This window comes from Streptomyces sp. NPDC107654 (genome assembly GCF_055639035.1).
On sequence record NZ_JBVKBI010000043.1, the window covers coordinates 13,354 to 27,774 of the forward strand.

Annotated in this window: 12 protein-coding genes and 1 pseudogene; 10 read left to right on the forward strand and 3 right to left on the reverse strand. The window is 71.2% G+C overall.

All coding sequences use genetic code 11. The features are described from left to right. The first annotated feature begins 558 nt into the window (after nt 1-558). On the forward strand, nt 559-1,515 hold the full coding sequence (locus ACZ7N4_RS38195; RefSeq protein ID WP_471368388.1) for a hypothetical protein: 957 nt from the start codon (nt 559-561) through the stop codon (nt 1,513-1,515). Between the two features lie 117 nt (nt 1,516-1,632). Here ACZ7N4_RS38195 and ACZ7N4_RS38200 read toward each other — a convergent pair whose 3' ends face one another. Continuing rightward, on the reverse strand, nt 1,633-2,061 hold the full coding sequence (locus ACZ7N4_RS38200; protein WP_471368392.1) for a Rieske (2Fe-2S) protein: 429 nt from the start codon (nt 2,059-2,061) through the stop codon (nt 1,633-1,635). 347 nt (nt 2,062-2,408) lie between these two features. Here ACZ7N4_RS38200 and ACZ7N4_RS38205 point away from each other — a divergent pair, with 347 nt between their 5' ends. Further along, nucleotides 2,409-3,539, forward strand: a complete 1,131-nt coding sequence (locus tag ACZ7N4_RS38205) for a LacI family DNA-binding transcriptional regulator (RefSeq protein WP_471368395.1) — start codon at nt 2,409-2,411, stop codon at nt 3,537-3,539. Then, nucleotides 3,536-4,456 carry a carbohydrate kinase family protein gene (locus ACZ7N4_RS38210; RefSeq protein ID WP_471368398.1) on the forward strand — a complete coding sequence of 307 codons (921 nt, stop codon included), beginning with the start codon at nt 3,536-3,538 and terminating at the stop codon, nt 4,454-4,456. Before ACZ7N4_RS38205 ends, ACZ7N4_RS38210 begins: the two co-directional genes overlap by 4 nt. Nucleotides 4,457-4,604: 148 nt before the next feature. On the opposite strand, the gene uvrA is transcribed toward ACZ7N4_RS38210, so the two are convergent. Further along, nucleotides 4,605-7,631: an excinuclease ABC subunit UvrA gene (gene uvrA, locus ACZ7N4_RS38215; protein WP_471368400.1), complete on the reverse strand. Its 3,027-nt coding sequence runs from the start codon at nt 7,629-7,631 to the stop codon at nt 4,605-4,607. A 224-nt stretch (nt 7,632-7,855) separates the two neighbouring features. Between uvrA and ACZ7N4_RS38220 the strand changes: the two genes are divergently transcribed. The 5 genes from ACZ7N4_RS38220 (at nt 7,856) to ACZ7N4_RS38240 (ending at nt 12,281) form a co-directional block, all read left to right on the forward strand. After that, nucleotides 7,856-8,551: a maleylpyruvate isomerase family mycothiol-dependent enzyme gene (locus ACZ7N4_RS38220; RefSeq protein ID WP_471368403.1), complete on the forward strand. Its 696-nt coding sequence runs from the start codon at nt 7,856-7,858 to the stop codon at nt 8,549-8,551. A 68-nt stretch (nt 8,552-8,619) separates the two neighbouring features. Beyond that, a complete protein-coding gene (locus tag ACZ7N4_RS38225) occupies nt 8,620-9,276 on the forward strand; it encodes an MBL fold metallo-hydrolase (RefSeq protein ID WP_471368406.1) in 657 nt (218 codons plus the stop codon). A 404-nt stretch (nt 9,277-9,680) separates the two neighbouring features. Continuing rightward, nucleotides 9,681-10,559, forward strand: coding sequence for an ABC transporter substrate-binding protein (locus tag ACZ7N4_RS38230; RefSeq protein ID WP_471368409.1), 879 nt, complete (start codon nt 9,681-9,683; stop codon nt 10,557-10,559). Continuing rightward, nucleotides 10,556-11,485, forward strand: a complete 930-nt coding sequence (locus ACZ7N4_RS38235) for an amino acid ABC transporter permease (RefSeq protein WP_471368412.1) — start codon at nt 10,556-10,558, stop codon at nt 11,483-11,485. The genes ACZ7N4_RS38230 and ACZ7N4_RS38235 overlap by 4 nt, the downstream gene beginning before the upstream one ends. A 67-nt stretch (nt 11,486-11,552) precedes the next feature. After that, nucleotides 11,553-12,281 (forward strand): amino acid ABC transporter ATP-binding protein, encoded by a 729-nt coding sequence (locus ACZ7N4_RS38240; RefSeq protein ID WP_471368423.1) that lies wholly within the window; start codon nt 11,553-11,555, stop codon nt 12,279-12,281. A 12-nt stretch (nt 12,282-12,293) separates the two neighbouring features. Here the strand turns inward: ACZ7N4_RS38240 and aroQ are convergent, their stop codons facing one another. Continuing rightward, nucleotides 12,294-12,767: a type II 3-dehydroquinate dehydratase gene (gene aroQ, locus ACZ7N4_RS38245; RefSeq protein WP_471368414.1), complete on the reverse strand. Its 474-nt coding sequence runs from the start codon at nt 12,765-12,767 to the stop codon at nt 12,294-12,296. Nucleotides 12,768-12,976: 209 nt separating this feature from the next. On the opposite strand from aroQ, the gene ACZ7N4_RS38250 reads away from it, so the two are divergent. Both ACZ7N4_RS38250 and ACZ7N4_RS38255 read left to right on the forward strand, forming a co-directional pair. Further along, a complete protein-coding gene (locus ACZ7N4_RS38250; protein WP_471368418.1) occupies nt 12,977-14,248 on the forward strand; it encodes an MFS transporter in 1,272 nt (423 codons plus the stop codon). 71 nt (nt 14,249-14,319) lie between these two features. Then, a pseudogene (locus tag ACZ7N4_RS38255) lies at nt 14,320-14,421 on the forward strand (IS5/IS1182 family transposase); the annotation flags it as partial.

Below are 14,421 nucleotides of genomic sequence, written 5' to 3' on the forward strand. Positions count from 1 at the left end.
GTCCCGAGACGGGCGGCGGGCGCGCTCTTCCGAGCGTCCTCGGCCTCCCCGGCCCCACCCCGAGGGCTCCCGGTTTCAGGGGTTCGCGGACTGTTGGGGCTGTCGGATCTCCGGTGGTGCTCCGGCGCACCGGCGCACCGGTGCTTCCTGGAAAGCGGCGCCGGCCGTCGCGGCTCCGGGGGAATACCCCCTTCGCGGGCGCCCTCCCGTGATCCTCGGCACGTCCGACGATCCCGTTCCGGCCAGGCCGAAGAAGCGCCGCGTGCCGCCCCTTCTCGGGTCAGGCCCTGGACCAGGCCCGCTGCAGCCCGCGGCGATCCCCCTCCGCCGTCCGCGGAACGACGACGTCCGGCCAGGATCCACACCAACCGGCTTCGAGGTGTTGTCGGGTTCTGGTCAACACGCTTCAATGCGGGGGAACTCGGGGCCGTGCACACATGCGTCCGGGCGCCACATGCCCGGCGACGGGCGTCCACCGGCGCCCACGGGGGTGGCCCCGCGCACCCGCACTGGCGGTCTGACCAGCCGTAGTGACACCTCACAGAAAGGCCCCTCGGCATGCGGCATGCCACAGAGCACGCGGACGTCCCCACCGCGGACCTGGACACGGCCCTGCGCGGCGGCCCCTTCCACGTTGCGCTGCGCGCGGCGATCGCCGCCCGCGGACTGCCGCTCCAGCGTGTACAGCACCATCTGTCGCGCCACGGGGTCAAAGTGGGCGTCACCAGTCTTAGTTACTGGCAACAGGGCGCCCGCCGCCCGCAGCGCCCCGAATCGCTGCGCGCCGTCCGGGCACTGGAGGAGATCCTCCAGCTGCCGGACGAGTCCCTGATCCGGCTGCTCGCCGAGTCCGGCGCGTCGGGCGGGGGCGCGAGCGCCGGCCGGCCGGCGGGTCGTTCCTACCGCTCCCTGGTCGAGGCCTCCGGCGTGCTGGACCGGCTCACCGCCGACCTCGGCTGGTCCCTGGACGGTGGACTGCACACCCTGGGCCACCACGAGTGCGTCCGGATCGGCGCCCGGCGTGAGCTGGCGAGCCGCGAGGCCCACCACATCGTGCGGGCTCACCGCGACGGCGTGGACCGCTTCGTCGCCGTGCACCACGGCGACCCCGGCTGCGACCCGCGCCGCATCACCGTGCACGCCCTGGAGAACTGCCGCACCGGCCGCCTCCGCTGGGACCAGAACACCGGCGTGCTGGTGGCGGAGCTGCTCTTCGGCACCCGGCTCCGCTCCGGCGACACCTTCCTCTTCCGGTACCGCATCGAGGACGGCACGGCCGGTGCGTCCCGCGAGTACCTCCACCGGTTCGGCTTCTCCGGGGGCCAGTACGCGCTCCAGGTGCGCTTCGACGCGGCTGCCCTGCCGGTACGCTGCCACCGCTTCACCCAGCCCTCGGCGGCCGCCCCGCGCAGCGGCCGGCAGGACCTTTCGGTGACCGGCCCGCACCATTGCACCCACGTGGTCGAGCCGCGGATCCGGCCGGGCATCCTGGGGATCGCCTGGGACTGGGAGTGAACGGTCCCTTCCAGCCCCCATTCCAGCCCACCCTCCGAGCCGCAGGCCCCTGAACCCCGGTTCTGCGGCCCCCGGCTCCCCAGCTCCTGGTTCCGGTTCCCGGCTCCCAGCCCCGGGTCAGTCCGCCGGACCGGCCACGATCCTGCCGTTCGCGGCCTTCACCGACAGCTCCGTCAGCGGCGCAGTGGCCGGGGCCTGGACGACCTTCCCCGTCACCGTGTCGAACTCGCTCCCGTGACAGGGGCAGATCAGCGTCGTCCCCTGCAGCTTGTTGATGGGGCACCCCGCGTGCGTACAGATCGTGCTGTACGCCTTCAGCTCGCCGTCCTTGCCACGGCTGACCACGACGTTGTGGTCCCGGTAGAGCTTGGCCGCACCCTCGGCGACCTCACTCTCGGCACCGAGGTCGACCGGAGCGGTGGGGGCGGCCGAGGCCGAGCCGCTCCCGTCCGGCGCGGAGCACGCGGCCAGGCCGAGCCCGGCGACCGGAGCCGCGGCGGCCCCTCGAAGGACGGTACGGCGGCTCGCGGCAGAGCGGGCGGGCATCTGGAACTCCAGTGGTCAAGGGGTATGCAGGGCGACGATACCCGGACAGAGGTACCGGTCTCGGGGCGGGGCGGGAAGCTGGGGGCGGGGCCGACGGGCGGGCGAGGTCCCCGGCGAGCGGCTGACGGCGTAAACGCTTACGTAAGCGTTTACGCGAGGCGGGTCGATGGGATAGCGTCCCGCCGGAGGGACGGTGAGGTTCAGAGCCCGGGAGTCGGCCGCCGGAGCCGGAATACGGGAGACCGCCGGAGCGGGAGCCCGGGAGGCACCTTAGACCGCAGGCACCGAAGACCTGGGGGCGAGCGGCTCCCCAGCCGTGCCCACGTCGGCTGAAGGAAGGGAACGAGATGGCCACCATGGCGGATGTCGCCCGGCTCGCCGGGGTGTCCGTGGCCACCGTCTCCCACGTCCTCAACGGCACGCGTCCGGTGCTGCCCCACACCCGTCAGGCCGTGCTGGACGCCGTCGACTCCCTGGGCTACACGCCCAACACCCTGGCCCGCTCCCTGGTGACCTCCCGCACCCGCTCCATCGGCCTCGCGGTGTCGGCCATCAGCAACCCGTACTTCACCGACATCCTGCAGGGCGTCGAGGCGGCTGCCCTGGAGGCGGGCTACAGCCTGCTCATCGCAGATCCGCACGACGACCCCCGGCACGAGCGCAAGGTCGTACAGCTCCTGCACGAGCGCCGGGTGGACGGCATGATCGTGGCCCCGTCCGCCGACCCGGCCGACCTCGTCGGTTATCTGCGCCGCCACGCGGTACCGACGGTGTTCCTGGACCGGCTCGTCGACACGCGCCTGACCGGGGGCGTACCGGCGGGCGACGGCGCGGGTGCCGTCTCTCGCCCGCACGAGCCGTGCTTCGACCAGGTCTGCGCCGACAGCGCCGCGCCCATGGCCCTGCTCGTCACCCACCTCGCCGGGCTGGGGCACCGCCGGATCGCCCTGGTCGCCGGCCGGCCCGGACTCAGCACCACCAGCGAGCGCGTCTCCGGCTACCGGGAGGGCCTCGCCGAGGCCGGTCTGGCCTACGACGACCGTCTCCTCGTATCCGGCAATTCCGAGTCCGACGGTGCGGAGCGGGCCACGGCCGCCCTGCTCGGTCTGCCCGATCCGCCCACGGCGCTCGTCACCGCCAACAACGCGATGACCATCGGCGCCCTGCGCGCACTGCGCCGGCACGGCCGGGCCGTGCCGGACGACATCGCCCTGTGCTGTTTCGACGACTTCGCCTGGGCCGACCTCTTCTCGCCCCGGCTGACCGCCATCGCCCAGCCCAGCCGGGAGCTGGGCACCCAAGCCGTCCGAGTGCTGCTGGACCGGCTGGCCGAGCCGGGGCGGCCGGCCAGGACGGTCCGGCTGCCGTGCACGTTCGTCCACCGCACGTCCTGCGGCTGCCCGGACGAACCGGGCCCCGCCGGAGGAGCGGGGCACACCGCGTCATCCACGCTGTCCGAGAAGGGAACCGCCACGTGATCGTCGTCGCCGGTGAGGCACTGATCGACCTGGTACCGCAGGGCCCCGGCGCCCTCGCGGAGCTGAAGCCGGCGCTCGGCGGCGGCCCGTACAACACCGCCGTGGCCCTGGGACGGCTCGGCTCCCGCACGTCGTTCTGCTCCCGGACCTCGGTCGACGCCTTCGGGGAGGCCCTGCTCGACGGGCTGCGGCGGGCCGGGGTCGACGTGTCCGGGGTGCAGCGGGGCCAGGAGCCGACGACTCTGGCCGTGGCCACGATCGACGCGGCGGGATCGGCCGCCTACTCCTTCTATGTCGACGGCACCGCCGACCGCCTGTTCACGGCTCCCGCCACGCTCCCCGCGGAGACGCGCGCGGTGTCCTTCGGCACCTGCTCGCTCGTCCTGGAACCGGGGGCGAGCGCCTACGAGGAGCTGATGCGCGCCGCTGCCGGGCAGGGACTGTTCACCGCGCTCGACCCCAACATCCGGGCGGGACTGATTGCGGACCCGGCCGCCTATCGGGCGCGTTTCAAGAGCTGGCTGCCCTCGGTGACCCTGGTGAAGCTGTCCGCGGAGGACGCGGTGTGGCTCGGCGGCAGTCCGCGTGAGTGGCTGGCCGCGGGACCGGCGGCCGTGGTGGTCACCCGGGGCGGTGACGGTCTGACCGTGTTCACCCGGGACGGCGGGGAGGTTTCCGTGCCGGGTGAGAAGGTCGACGTCGTGGACACCATCGGCGCCGGTGACACGGTGAACGCGGCCCTGCTGCACGGGCTGGCCGCCCGGGACGCGCTGTCTCCGGAAGCGCTCGCCGCCCTCGGGACGGAGGGCTGGACACGGCTGTTGCGCTTCGCGGCACGGGCGGCTGCGATCACCTGCTCGCGGGCGGGGGCCGAGCCGCCGTACGCGGCGGAGCTGGGTGAGCCGACCGCGCTGTGAGCGGCTGATCTCCCTGTGCTGTTGACAAGGTGCGACCGGGCATGCGGTGTGCGGGGACCTGTCGGACCGCTGGACCGGGCTGGCTGATAGGGGAACGAACGGCGCCCCGCGGGGAGTTCCCGCGGGGCGCCGAATTTTTGATGGAATGTCAGGCCTTGCGAGCCCGCGTGGTCTTCTTCGCGGGCGTCGCCTTCTTCGTCGCGGTGGCGGCCTTCTTGACCGGGGTGTTGTTGGCCTTGGCCGTCACCGTCTTCTTCGCCGTCGACTTGGCCGCGGCCGTCTTCCGGGCCGTGCCGCCGCGCTGTGCCTTGACCGGTTCGGCGTCGCTGATGCGGTCGGCACCGAGGATCTCGCGCAGGAACTTGCCCGTGTGGCTCGTCGGGACCCCGGCGACCTCCTCCGGCGTGCCCTCGGCGACCACCAGACCGCCGCCGGCGCCGCCCTCCGGGCCCATGTCCACGACCCAGTCGGCGGTCTTGATCACATCGAGGTTGTGCTCGATGACGATGACCGTGTTGCCCTTGTCGACCAGCCCGCCGAGAACCGTGAGCAGCTTGCTGATGTCCTCGAAGTGCAGACCGGTGGTCGGCTCGTCCAGGACGTAGACCGTGCGTCCGGTGGATCGCTTCTGCAGTTCGCTGGCGAGCTTGACGCGCTGCGCCTCACCACCGGAGAGGGTGGTGGCGGACTGACCGAGGCGGACGTAGCCGAGACCCACGTCGTTCAGCGTCTTCAGGTGGCGGGAGATCGCCGGGACCGCCTCGAAGAAGTGCATGGCCTCCTCGATCGGCATGTTCAGGACCTCGGCGATGGACTTGCCCTTGTAGTGGACCTCCAGGGTCTCCCGGTTGTACCGGGCGCCGTGGCAGACCTCGCACGGGACGTAGACGTCCGGGAGGAAGTTCATCTCGATCTTGATCGTGCCGTCGCCGGAGCAGTTCTCGCAGCGACCGCCCTTGACGTTGAAGGAGAAACGGCCGGGCAGGTAGCCCCGGACCTTCGCCTCGGTCGTCTCGGCGAACAGCTTGCGGATGTGGTCGAAGACACCGGTGTACGTCGCCGGGTTCGACCGCGGGGTGCGGCCGATCGGCGACTGGTCGACGTGCACGACCTTGTCGACCAGGTCGTCGCCCTCCACGCGCGTGTGCCGCCCGGGGACGGTCCGGGCGCCGTTCAGCTCGCGGGCCAGGTGCGTGTACAGGATGTCGTTGACCAGGGTCGACTTGCCGGAACCCGAGACGCCGGTGACGGCTGTGAACACACCGAGCGGGAAGGACACGTCGATGTCCTGCAGGTTGTTCTCACGGGCGCCGTGCACGGTGAGCTGCCGGGACGGGTCGCGGGGACGCCGTACGTCCGGGAGCGGAATCGACTTGCGGCCCGAGAGGTAGGCGCCGGTCTGCGACTCGGCGTTGGCGAGCAGTTCCTTCACGGAGCCGCTGTGCACGACCTTGCCGCCGTGCTCGCCGGCGCCGGGACCGATGTCCACGATCCAGTCGGCGACCTTGATGGTGTCCTCGTCGTGCTCCACGACGATGAGCGTGTTGCCCATGTCGCGCAGCCGGACCAGGGTCTCGATCAGACGGTGGTTGTCCCTCTGGTGCAGACCGATGGACGGCTCGTCCAGGACGTAGAGGACGCCGACGAGGCCGGAGCCGATCTGGGTGGCCAGGCGGATGCGCTGGGCCTCGCCGCCGGAGAGGGTGCCGGCCGCGCGGTTGAGCGAGAGGTAGTCCAGGCCGACGTCGACCAGGAAGCGCAGCCGCTCGTTGACCTCCTTCAGCACCCGCTCAGCGATCTTCTTGTCGCGGGCGTTCAGCTTCAGTTTGCCCAGGAAGTCCGCGCAGTCGCTGATCGACATCGCGGAGACCTCGGCGATCGACTTCTCCATGATCGTGACCGCGAGGACGATCGGCTTCAGACGCGTGCCCTCGCAGGAGGGGCAGGGCACCTCGCGCATGTAGCCCTCGAAGCGCTCGCGGCTGGCGTCGCTCTCCGCCTCGCTGTGCCGGCGCTTGACGAAGTGCACCGCGCCCTCGAAGGGAGTGGTGTAGACACGCTCCCGGCCGTACCGGTTGCGGTAGCGCACCTCGATCTGGGTCTTGTGGCCGTAGAGCAGGGCCTTCCTGGCACGCTGCGGCAGACCCGCGAAGGGGATGTCCGTGCGGAAGCCGAGGGCGTCGGCGAGGGCGCCGATCAGCCGGCCGAAGTAGTCCTTGGTGTGCCCGTGCGACCAGGGGTGGATGGCTCCTTCGTCCAGGGACTTGTCCTCGTCCGGGACGATCAGCTCCGGGTCGACCTCCATGCGCGTGCCGATGCCGGTGCATTCGGGGCAGGCGCCGAAGGGCGAGTTGAAGGAGAAGGAGCGGGGCTCCAGCTCCTCGAAGGACAGGTCGTCGTACGGGCAGTAGAGGTGCTCCGAGTACATGCGCTCGCGCTCGGGGTCGTCCTCGGGGAGGTCCACGAAGTCGAGCACGACCATGCCGCCGGACAGGCCGAGGGCTGTTTCCACGGAGTCGGTGAGGCGGCGCTTGGCGGACTCCTTCACCGTGAGACGGTCCACGACCACCTCGATGGTGTGCTTCTCCTGCTTCTTCAGGACCGGCGGTTCGGACAGCTGGATGGTCTGGCCGTCCACGCGCGCACGGGAGTAGCCCTTGGTCTGGAGGTCGGCGAAGAGGTCGACGAACTCGCCCTTGCGCTCGCGCACCAGCGGGGACAGCACCTGGAAGCGGCTCCCCTCCGGCAGCTCCAGGACCTTGTCCACGATGGCCTGCGGCGACTGGCGCGAGATCGGACGGCCGCACTGGGGGCAGTGCGGCTTGCCGATGCGCGCGAAGAGCAGACGGAGGTAGTCGTAGACCTCGGTGATCGTGCCGACAGTGGAGCGCGGGTTGCGCGAGGTCGACTTCTGGTCGATCGAGACCGCCGGGGAGAGGCCCTCGATGAAGTCGACGTCGGGCTTGTCCATCTGGCCGAGGAACTGCCGCGCGTACGAGGAGAGCGACTCCACGTAGCGGCGCTGGCCCTCCGCGAAGATCGTGTCGAAGGCCAGGGAGGACTTGCCCGACCCGGACAGGCCCGTGAAGACGATGAGCGAGTCACGAGGCAGGTCGAGCGAGACATTCTTCAGGTTGTGCTCGCGCGCGCCACGGACGATGAGACGGTCGGCCACGCCGGTCCGCACCTTTCTTGAGAGAAGTGACAGGGGCGGGGCCCCCGTGCTTCTTCAGACTAGGGGGAGCCACTGACAACGCCGGTCGGATTGCCCGGTTGCATAACAACCCCCGGCCTTCCAGCATGCCCGACGTTGCCACCGACGATATAGCACGTGCTTTCGATTTGCGGGCGAGGTTCACCACCTTCACCCGAAGGTGTGGCCGGACTAGGGTCAGCACCATGATTGATCACGCTCATGACCTGGACCGTGTACGGGAAGCGACAGACCGGCTGCTCAGCGCGGTCGCCAAACTGGACAACGCCGCACTCGCCGAGCCGTCACGGCTGCCGGGCTGGAACCGCGGGCACGTGCTCGCCCACCTCGCCCGGAACGCGGACGCGCTTTTGAACGTCCTCCGGGGCCGTCCCATGTACGCGAGCGCGGAGGCACGGGAAGCCGACATCGAGCGGGACGCCCCGCGGCCGCTGGAGGCGCAGGTCGCCGACGTGCGGGAGAGCGCGGCCCGTTTCCAGGCGGCGGGGGACGAGCCCGCGGACTGGACGCGGACGGTGGAGCTGCGCAACGGGGTCCTCGACTCCGCGGCCCGGGTGCCGTTCCGCCGGTGGGCGGAGGTGGAGCTGCACCACGTCGACCTGGGGATCGGGTACGAGCTGGAGCACCTTCCGGCAGAGTTCCTGGAGCGGGAGACCGATTTTCTGGCGGACCGCTTCTCCGGGCACCCTGACGTCCCCCCGACCCGCCTCACGGACGGCACGCACGCGTGGACCACCGGGCGGGCTGCCGAGGATCCCGAGGTTTGCGAGATCACGGTCACCGGCGGGCCGGCGGACCTGGTGGGCTGGCTCGCCGGGCGCCGCGACGGTTCCGCGCTGGAGGTGCGGGGCGGGGCGCTGCCGAAGCTGCCTCCCCTGTAGACGACGCCTGTCGGCGGGCCCGTGCGGGCGGCCGTCCACCGGGGGCTCCCCCGCTATAGGCTGCCGTCATGACGTACTCCGGAGAGGTCAAGGTCGGCGGACCGGCGGATGTGCACGAGCTGAAAGACCTGATGATCACGAAGATCGCGGTCGGCCCGATGGACAACAACGCCTATCTGCTGCGCTGCCGGGCCACCGACGAGCAGCTTCTGATCGACGCCGCCAACGAGGCGCAGACACTCCTCGGCATGATCGGTGACGACGGCATCACGTCCGTCGTCACCACCCATCAGCACGGCGACCACTGGCAGGCGCTCGCCGAGGTGGTCGCGGCCACGGGCGCGCGTACGTACGCCGGCCGGGAGGACGCCCCCGGCATTCCGGTGCCCACCGACGTCCTCGTCGACGACGGCGACGTCATCAGGGTGGGCCGGGTGGAGCTCACCGCACGCCACCTGGTGGGGCACACGCCCGGTTCGATCGCGTTGGTCTACGACGACCCGCACGGCCATCCGCACGTCTTCACCGGCGACTGCCTCTTCCCCGGTGGTGTCGGCAACACCCGCAAGGACCCCAAGGCGTTCGCCAGCCTGATCCACGACGTGGAGACGAAGATCTTCGACGCGCTGCCGGACGAGACCTGGGTCTATCCGGGCCACGGCAACGACACCACGCTGGGCGCGGAACGGCCGCATCTGCCGGAGTGGCACGCGCGGGGATGGTGAGCGCAGCCTGCCGGTTGCACGCTCCGGCGCGCGAGCCGTACGCGCGCCCCGCACACGGCAGTTGAGCATGCGCCGGGCGCGCGACTTGTATGCACCCCGGGCGTCCACCACCCCTGCGCGCGCCCCGTGTGAACCTTTCGCACGCAACGAGCCCCCGTGCGCACTCGCGGACAGCAGCCGGCCGCAGTCAACTGGTAGCAGCCCCGCACAGGATCGACGGCTCCTGAGCGGTAGGGCCGCCGGTCTCCAACCCCGCCCTCGGCCGGCGGCCCGGGCCACAACCCGGGCACGCGCGGGTGAGCTGCGTCCGCACCCGTTCACACGGCCGCAACACCCGTTCCCACCATGCGGACAACCACCGCTGTGACCTGGACAGACGCGGCGTTCGCTGCCACTCTCCCGCCATGCACCCTGCCCCTGGCGCCGTGCGCCGCGCCCTCGCCGCCGTCACCGTAGCCCTGCTCGCCACCGCTGTCGGCTGTGCTCCGCAGCCCGAGGAGAACACGTCGGCCGCACCGTCGGGCAGCGCCGGCTGCGCCAAGGGCGGGCTCGCCACCAAGACGTCCGGGAAACTGACGATCGCCACGGACGAACCGGCGTACGAGCCCTGGTTCAAGGACGACAGGCCCGCCAACGGCAAGGGATTCGAGTCCGCGGTCGCCTATGCCGTGGCGAAGCAGCTGGGCTACGACAAGAGCGCGGTCGCCTGGCAGAGCGTGCCGTTCAACAAGGCGTTCGCACCGGGCGCGAAGACCTTCGACTTCGACATCAACCAGGTGTCGATCAGCGACGAGCGCAAGAAGGCCGTGGACTTCTCCTCCGGCTACTACGACGTGCGCCAGGCCGTCATCGCGCTGAAGGGCAGCAAGGCCGCCGGGGCGACGAGCATCGCGGATCTCAAGAAGCTCAAGCTGGGCGCCCAGGTTGGCACCACGAGCCTCGACTACATCGGCGACGTCGTGAAGCCGGAGCAGGACGCGGCCGTCTACGCCAAGAACGACCAGGCCAAGTCCGCGCTGAAGAACGGTCAGGTGGACGCCATCGTCACCGACCTGCCGACCGCCTTCTACATCACCGCGGCCGAGGTGACGAACGCGAAGATCGTCGGCCAGTTCGAGAACCAGGGCGGCACGCCCGAGCAGTTCGGGCTCGTGCTGGACAAGAGCAGCGCCCTGACGCCGTGCGTGACCGCCGCCGTCGACGCGCTGCGCGAGGACGGCACGCTGGCCGGAATCGAGAAGCAGTGGCTCTCGGACGCCGTCGACGCCCCGGTGCTCAAGTGACGGTCACGAAGGACGAGTCGGCCCGGGGAGGGGCGGACGACAAGGGTGACATGACCGAGGGCGCCGGCGTGTCCGGTGACGGCTACACCCCCTCCGAGCGTCGGCTGGCGCGTGAGCGCTACACGCGCGCGCGTGCCCGCCGCGCCACGGCGATCGCGTCCCTGTCGACCCTCGTCACGGCCGCGGTGCTCTACCTGGTCGTCGTCAACGCGCCGGGCTGGCCGCGCACCAAGGAGACCTTCTTCAGCGCACACTACGCGCGCGAGGCGTTCCCGAAGGTCCTTGACGGGCTGTGGCTGAACGCCCGCCTGCTGCTGGTCTGCGGCGCCGCCGTGCTGGTCCTCGGCATGCTGATCGCCGTCGCGCGCACACTGCGGGGTCCGGTCTTCTTCCCGCTCCGGGTGCTGGCGGCGGCGTACACCGACTTCTTCCGCGGTCTGCCGCTGATCATCAACCTGATGATCGTGGTCCTGGGGGTGCCGGCCCTGCGGCTGCAAGGCGTCACGGTCGATCCCGTGCTGCTCGGCGGTACGGCGCTGACGCTGACGTACTCGGCGTACGTGGCGGAGGTGTTCCGGGCCGGCATCGAGTCCGTCCACCCCTCGCAGCGTGCCGCGGCCCGCTCGCTAGGCCTGACCAACCGGCAGGCCCTGCGCTACGTCGTCCTGCCGCAGGCGGTCCGCCGGCAGGTGCCTCCGCTCCTCAACGACCTGGTGTCACTGCAGAAGGACACCGGTCTGGTGTCCATCGGGGGTGCGGTGGACGCCGTGCGGGCGGCCGACATCATCGTGGGCCGCAGTCTGAACTACACGCCGTACATCGTCGCGGGGCTGGTGTTCGTGGCGCTGACCATCCCGATGACCCGGTTCACCGACTGGGTGACGGCACGGATGGACCGGCGGCGGGCCCAGGGAGGGTCACTGTGAGCGCCCGGGGAGGAGCCCTGTGAGCACGTCTGAGAGCACACCCGTGAGCAACGCGCCCGTCCTGCGGATGGAGTCGGTCCGCAAGACATTCGGCGGCTCGGTCGTCTTGCGGAACGTCGATCTCGAGGTGCCCCCGCATACGGTGACCGCGCTGATCGGCGCCTCCGGATCGGGCAAGTCGACGCTGCTGCGCTGCGCCAACCTCCTGGAGGAGATCGACGACGGCGCCATCTGGCTGGACGGCGAGGAGATCACGGACCCGCGCGCGGACCAGGACGCGGTACGGCGCCGGATCGGCGTCGTCTTCCAGGCGTTCAACCTCTTCCCGCACATGACCGTGCTCGACAACATCACGCTCGCACCACGCCGGGTGCACGGCGTCTCCCGCGCGGAGGCCGAGGAACGGGCCAGAGAGCTGCTGGAGCGCCTTGGACTGGGCGGCAGGGCGAACGCCTACCCGGACCGGCTCAGCGGCGGTCAGCAGCAGCGTGTGGCGATCGTGCGGGCGCTCGCGGTGCGGCCCCGGCTGTTGCTGCTCGACGAGATCACGGCCGCGCTCGACCCGGAACTCGTGGGCGAGGTGCTGGACGTGGTCCGCGGCCTGAAGGACGAGGGCATGACCATGGTGCTCGCGACGCACGAGATGGGCTTCGCGCGGGACGTCGCCGACCAGGTGTGCTTCCTGGACGGCGGGGTCGTGCTGGAACGTGGCTCCGCCGAGCAGGTCTTCGGCGACCCGCGGCAGGAGCGCACCCGGCGCTTCCTGCGGCGGATCGTGGAAGCGGGCCGGCTGTAGGCCCGCGCGGGCTCACGCCCGCGTCTGCGCCGCCCTGGCCAGCGCGGCGACCCGCTCCACGCCGAACACGTAGCCCTGCACTCCGCATCCGGCGATCACGCCGTCGGCGCGCAGCGAGACGTAGGAGTGGTGCCGGAACGATTCGCGCTGGTGGATGTTGGAGATGTGCACCTCCAGCACGGGCATGCCGTCACAGGTGTTGAGCGCGTCCAGGAGTGCGACCGACGTGTGCGAGTAGGCGCCGGGGTTGATGACGATCCCGCAGTGGTTCAGTCGCGCCTCGTGGATCCAGTCGACCAGTTCGCCCTCGTGGTTGGACTGCCGGAAGTCCACCGTGCCCCCGTGCGCGGCTGCCGCCTCGGCGCACAGCGCCTCCACGTCGGCCAGCGTGTCCTTGCCGTAGATCTCGGGCTGACGCTGGCCGAGCAGGTTCAGGTTGGGCCCGTTGAGGATCATGATCGGGGCGTTGGCCAGGGTGCGGGGCACGGTTCCTCCGGTCCGTTCGGGGGCGGTACGTCGACGACCGCTGCTCGCCCCCGGTCTATCACGCCGGTCAGACCGGACACCGGGCCCGCGCCTCGGCAGCCCGGGCGTGCGCTCCGGTCCAATGATCACCTCCGACGCCCCCGTAACCCCTGATCACGGTGGGTAGTTGACGCGACATGCACCGTGTACGCACCGTAAACACCCCTTCCATGCCGCGGGTCGCCGCCGCCTCCCTCGCCGGGACAGCGATCGAGTTCTACGACTTCTTCGTCTACGGCACAGCAGCGGCTCTGGTTCTCGGGCCGCTGTTCTTTCCGACGTTCTCGCCGGTCGCGGGGACGCTGGCGGCGTTCGGGACGTTCGGGGTCGGCTTCGTGGCCCGGCCGCTGGGCTCGGTGGTGTTCGGGCACCTCGGGGACCGGCGCGGGCGGCGGCCGGTGCTCGTCCTCTCGCTGCTGCTCACCGGCGCCTCGACGGTGGCGGTCGGCTGTGTGCCGTCCTACGGCACGATCGGTACGGCCGCTCCCGTACTGCTGCTCGTGCTGCGCTTCCTGCAGGGGCTGGGGCTCGGCGGGGAGTGGGGCGGGGCGGTACTGCTGACCGCCGAGCACGCTCCTGCCGGGCGGCGTGCCCTGTGGTCGAGCTTCCCGCAGGTGGGACCGGCGTTCGGCTTCCTCCTGGCCAACGGGGTGATGCTCGCGCTGTCCGCGGCGCTGTCCGACGCGGAGTTCGCGCGCTGGGGCTGGCGCGTGCCGTTCTGGGCGGCCGGCGCGCTGGCGCTGGCCGGTCTGTGGCTGCGCTCCTCCCTGTCCGAGAGCCCGCGCTTCCTGGAGATCGACGACCACGCGCGCCTGCCGCTCGTGGAGGTCGTACGGCACCACGGGCGGCGGGTGCTGCTGGCGGCCGGGGCGCTGGCGGTCGGCTACGCGGTGTTCTACGCGGTGACGACCTGGTCGCTGGCGTATGCGACGGAACGGCTGGGGGTGAGCCGGACGGTCATGCTGCTGTGTGTCATGGGCGCGGTGGCCGTGCAGGGCGCCCTCACGCCGCTCATGGCGCTGTTCGGCGACCAGTACGGGCGGCGGCCGATGTGCCTGACCGGGTGCGCGGCCTGCGTCCTGTGGATGCTCCCGATGGTCGCGCTGCTGGCGACCGGCGAGCCGCTGCTGATGTTCCTCGCGATCCTCGGGGCCCTGCTCTCCTTCGGCGTCATGGCCGCCGTGATCGCCGCCTACCTGCCCGAGCTGTTCGAGCCCCGGGTGCGCTGCACGGGCGCCGCCGTGGGCTACAACCTGGGCGGGGTCTTCGGTGGCGCCCTCACCCCGATCGTGGCCACGGCGCTCGCGGAGCGGGGCGGGAGGGTGCCGTGGGGTGTGGGCGTGTATCTGACGGGCATCGCGCTGGTCAGCCTGGTGTGCTTCGCGCTGCTGCCGGAGACCCGGCCGGTGCCGGTGCCGGCGGTGGAGCCGGTCAGCAGCTGACCGGCTCCACCGCCGGGCCGGCCGTCGGCTAAGACGTCATCTCATTTGGCAGCCCGGGTAGGCTGTAGGCCGTGGTGAGGATCGTTGAGCGGCTGGTGCCGGACGAGTTGTGGGAGTTGTTCCAGCGAGTGGTGCCGGAGGCGCCGGTGCGGCCTCAAGGTGGTGGCCGTCGT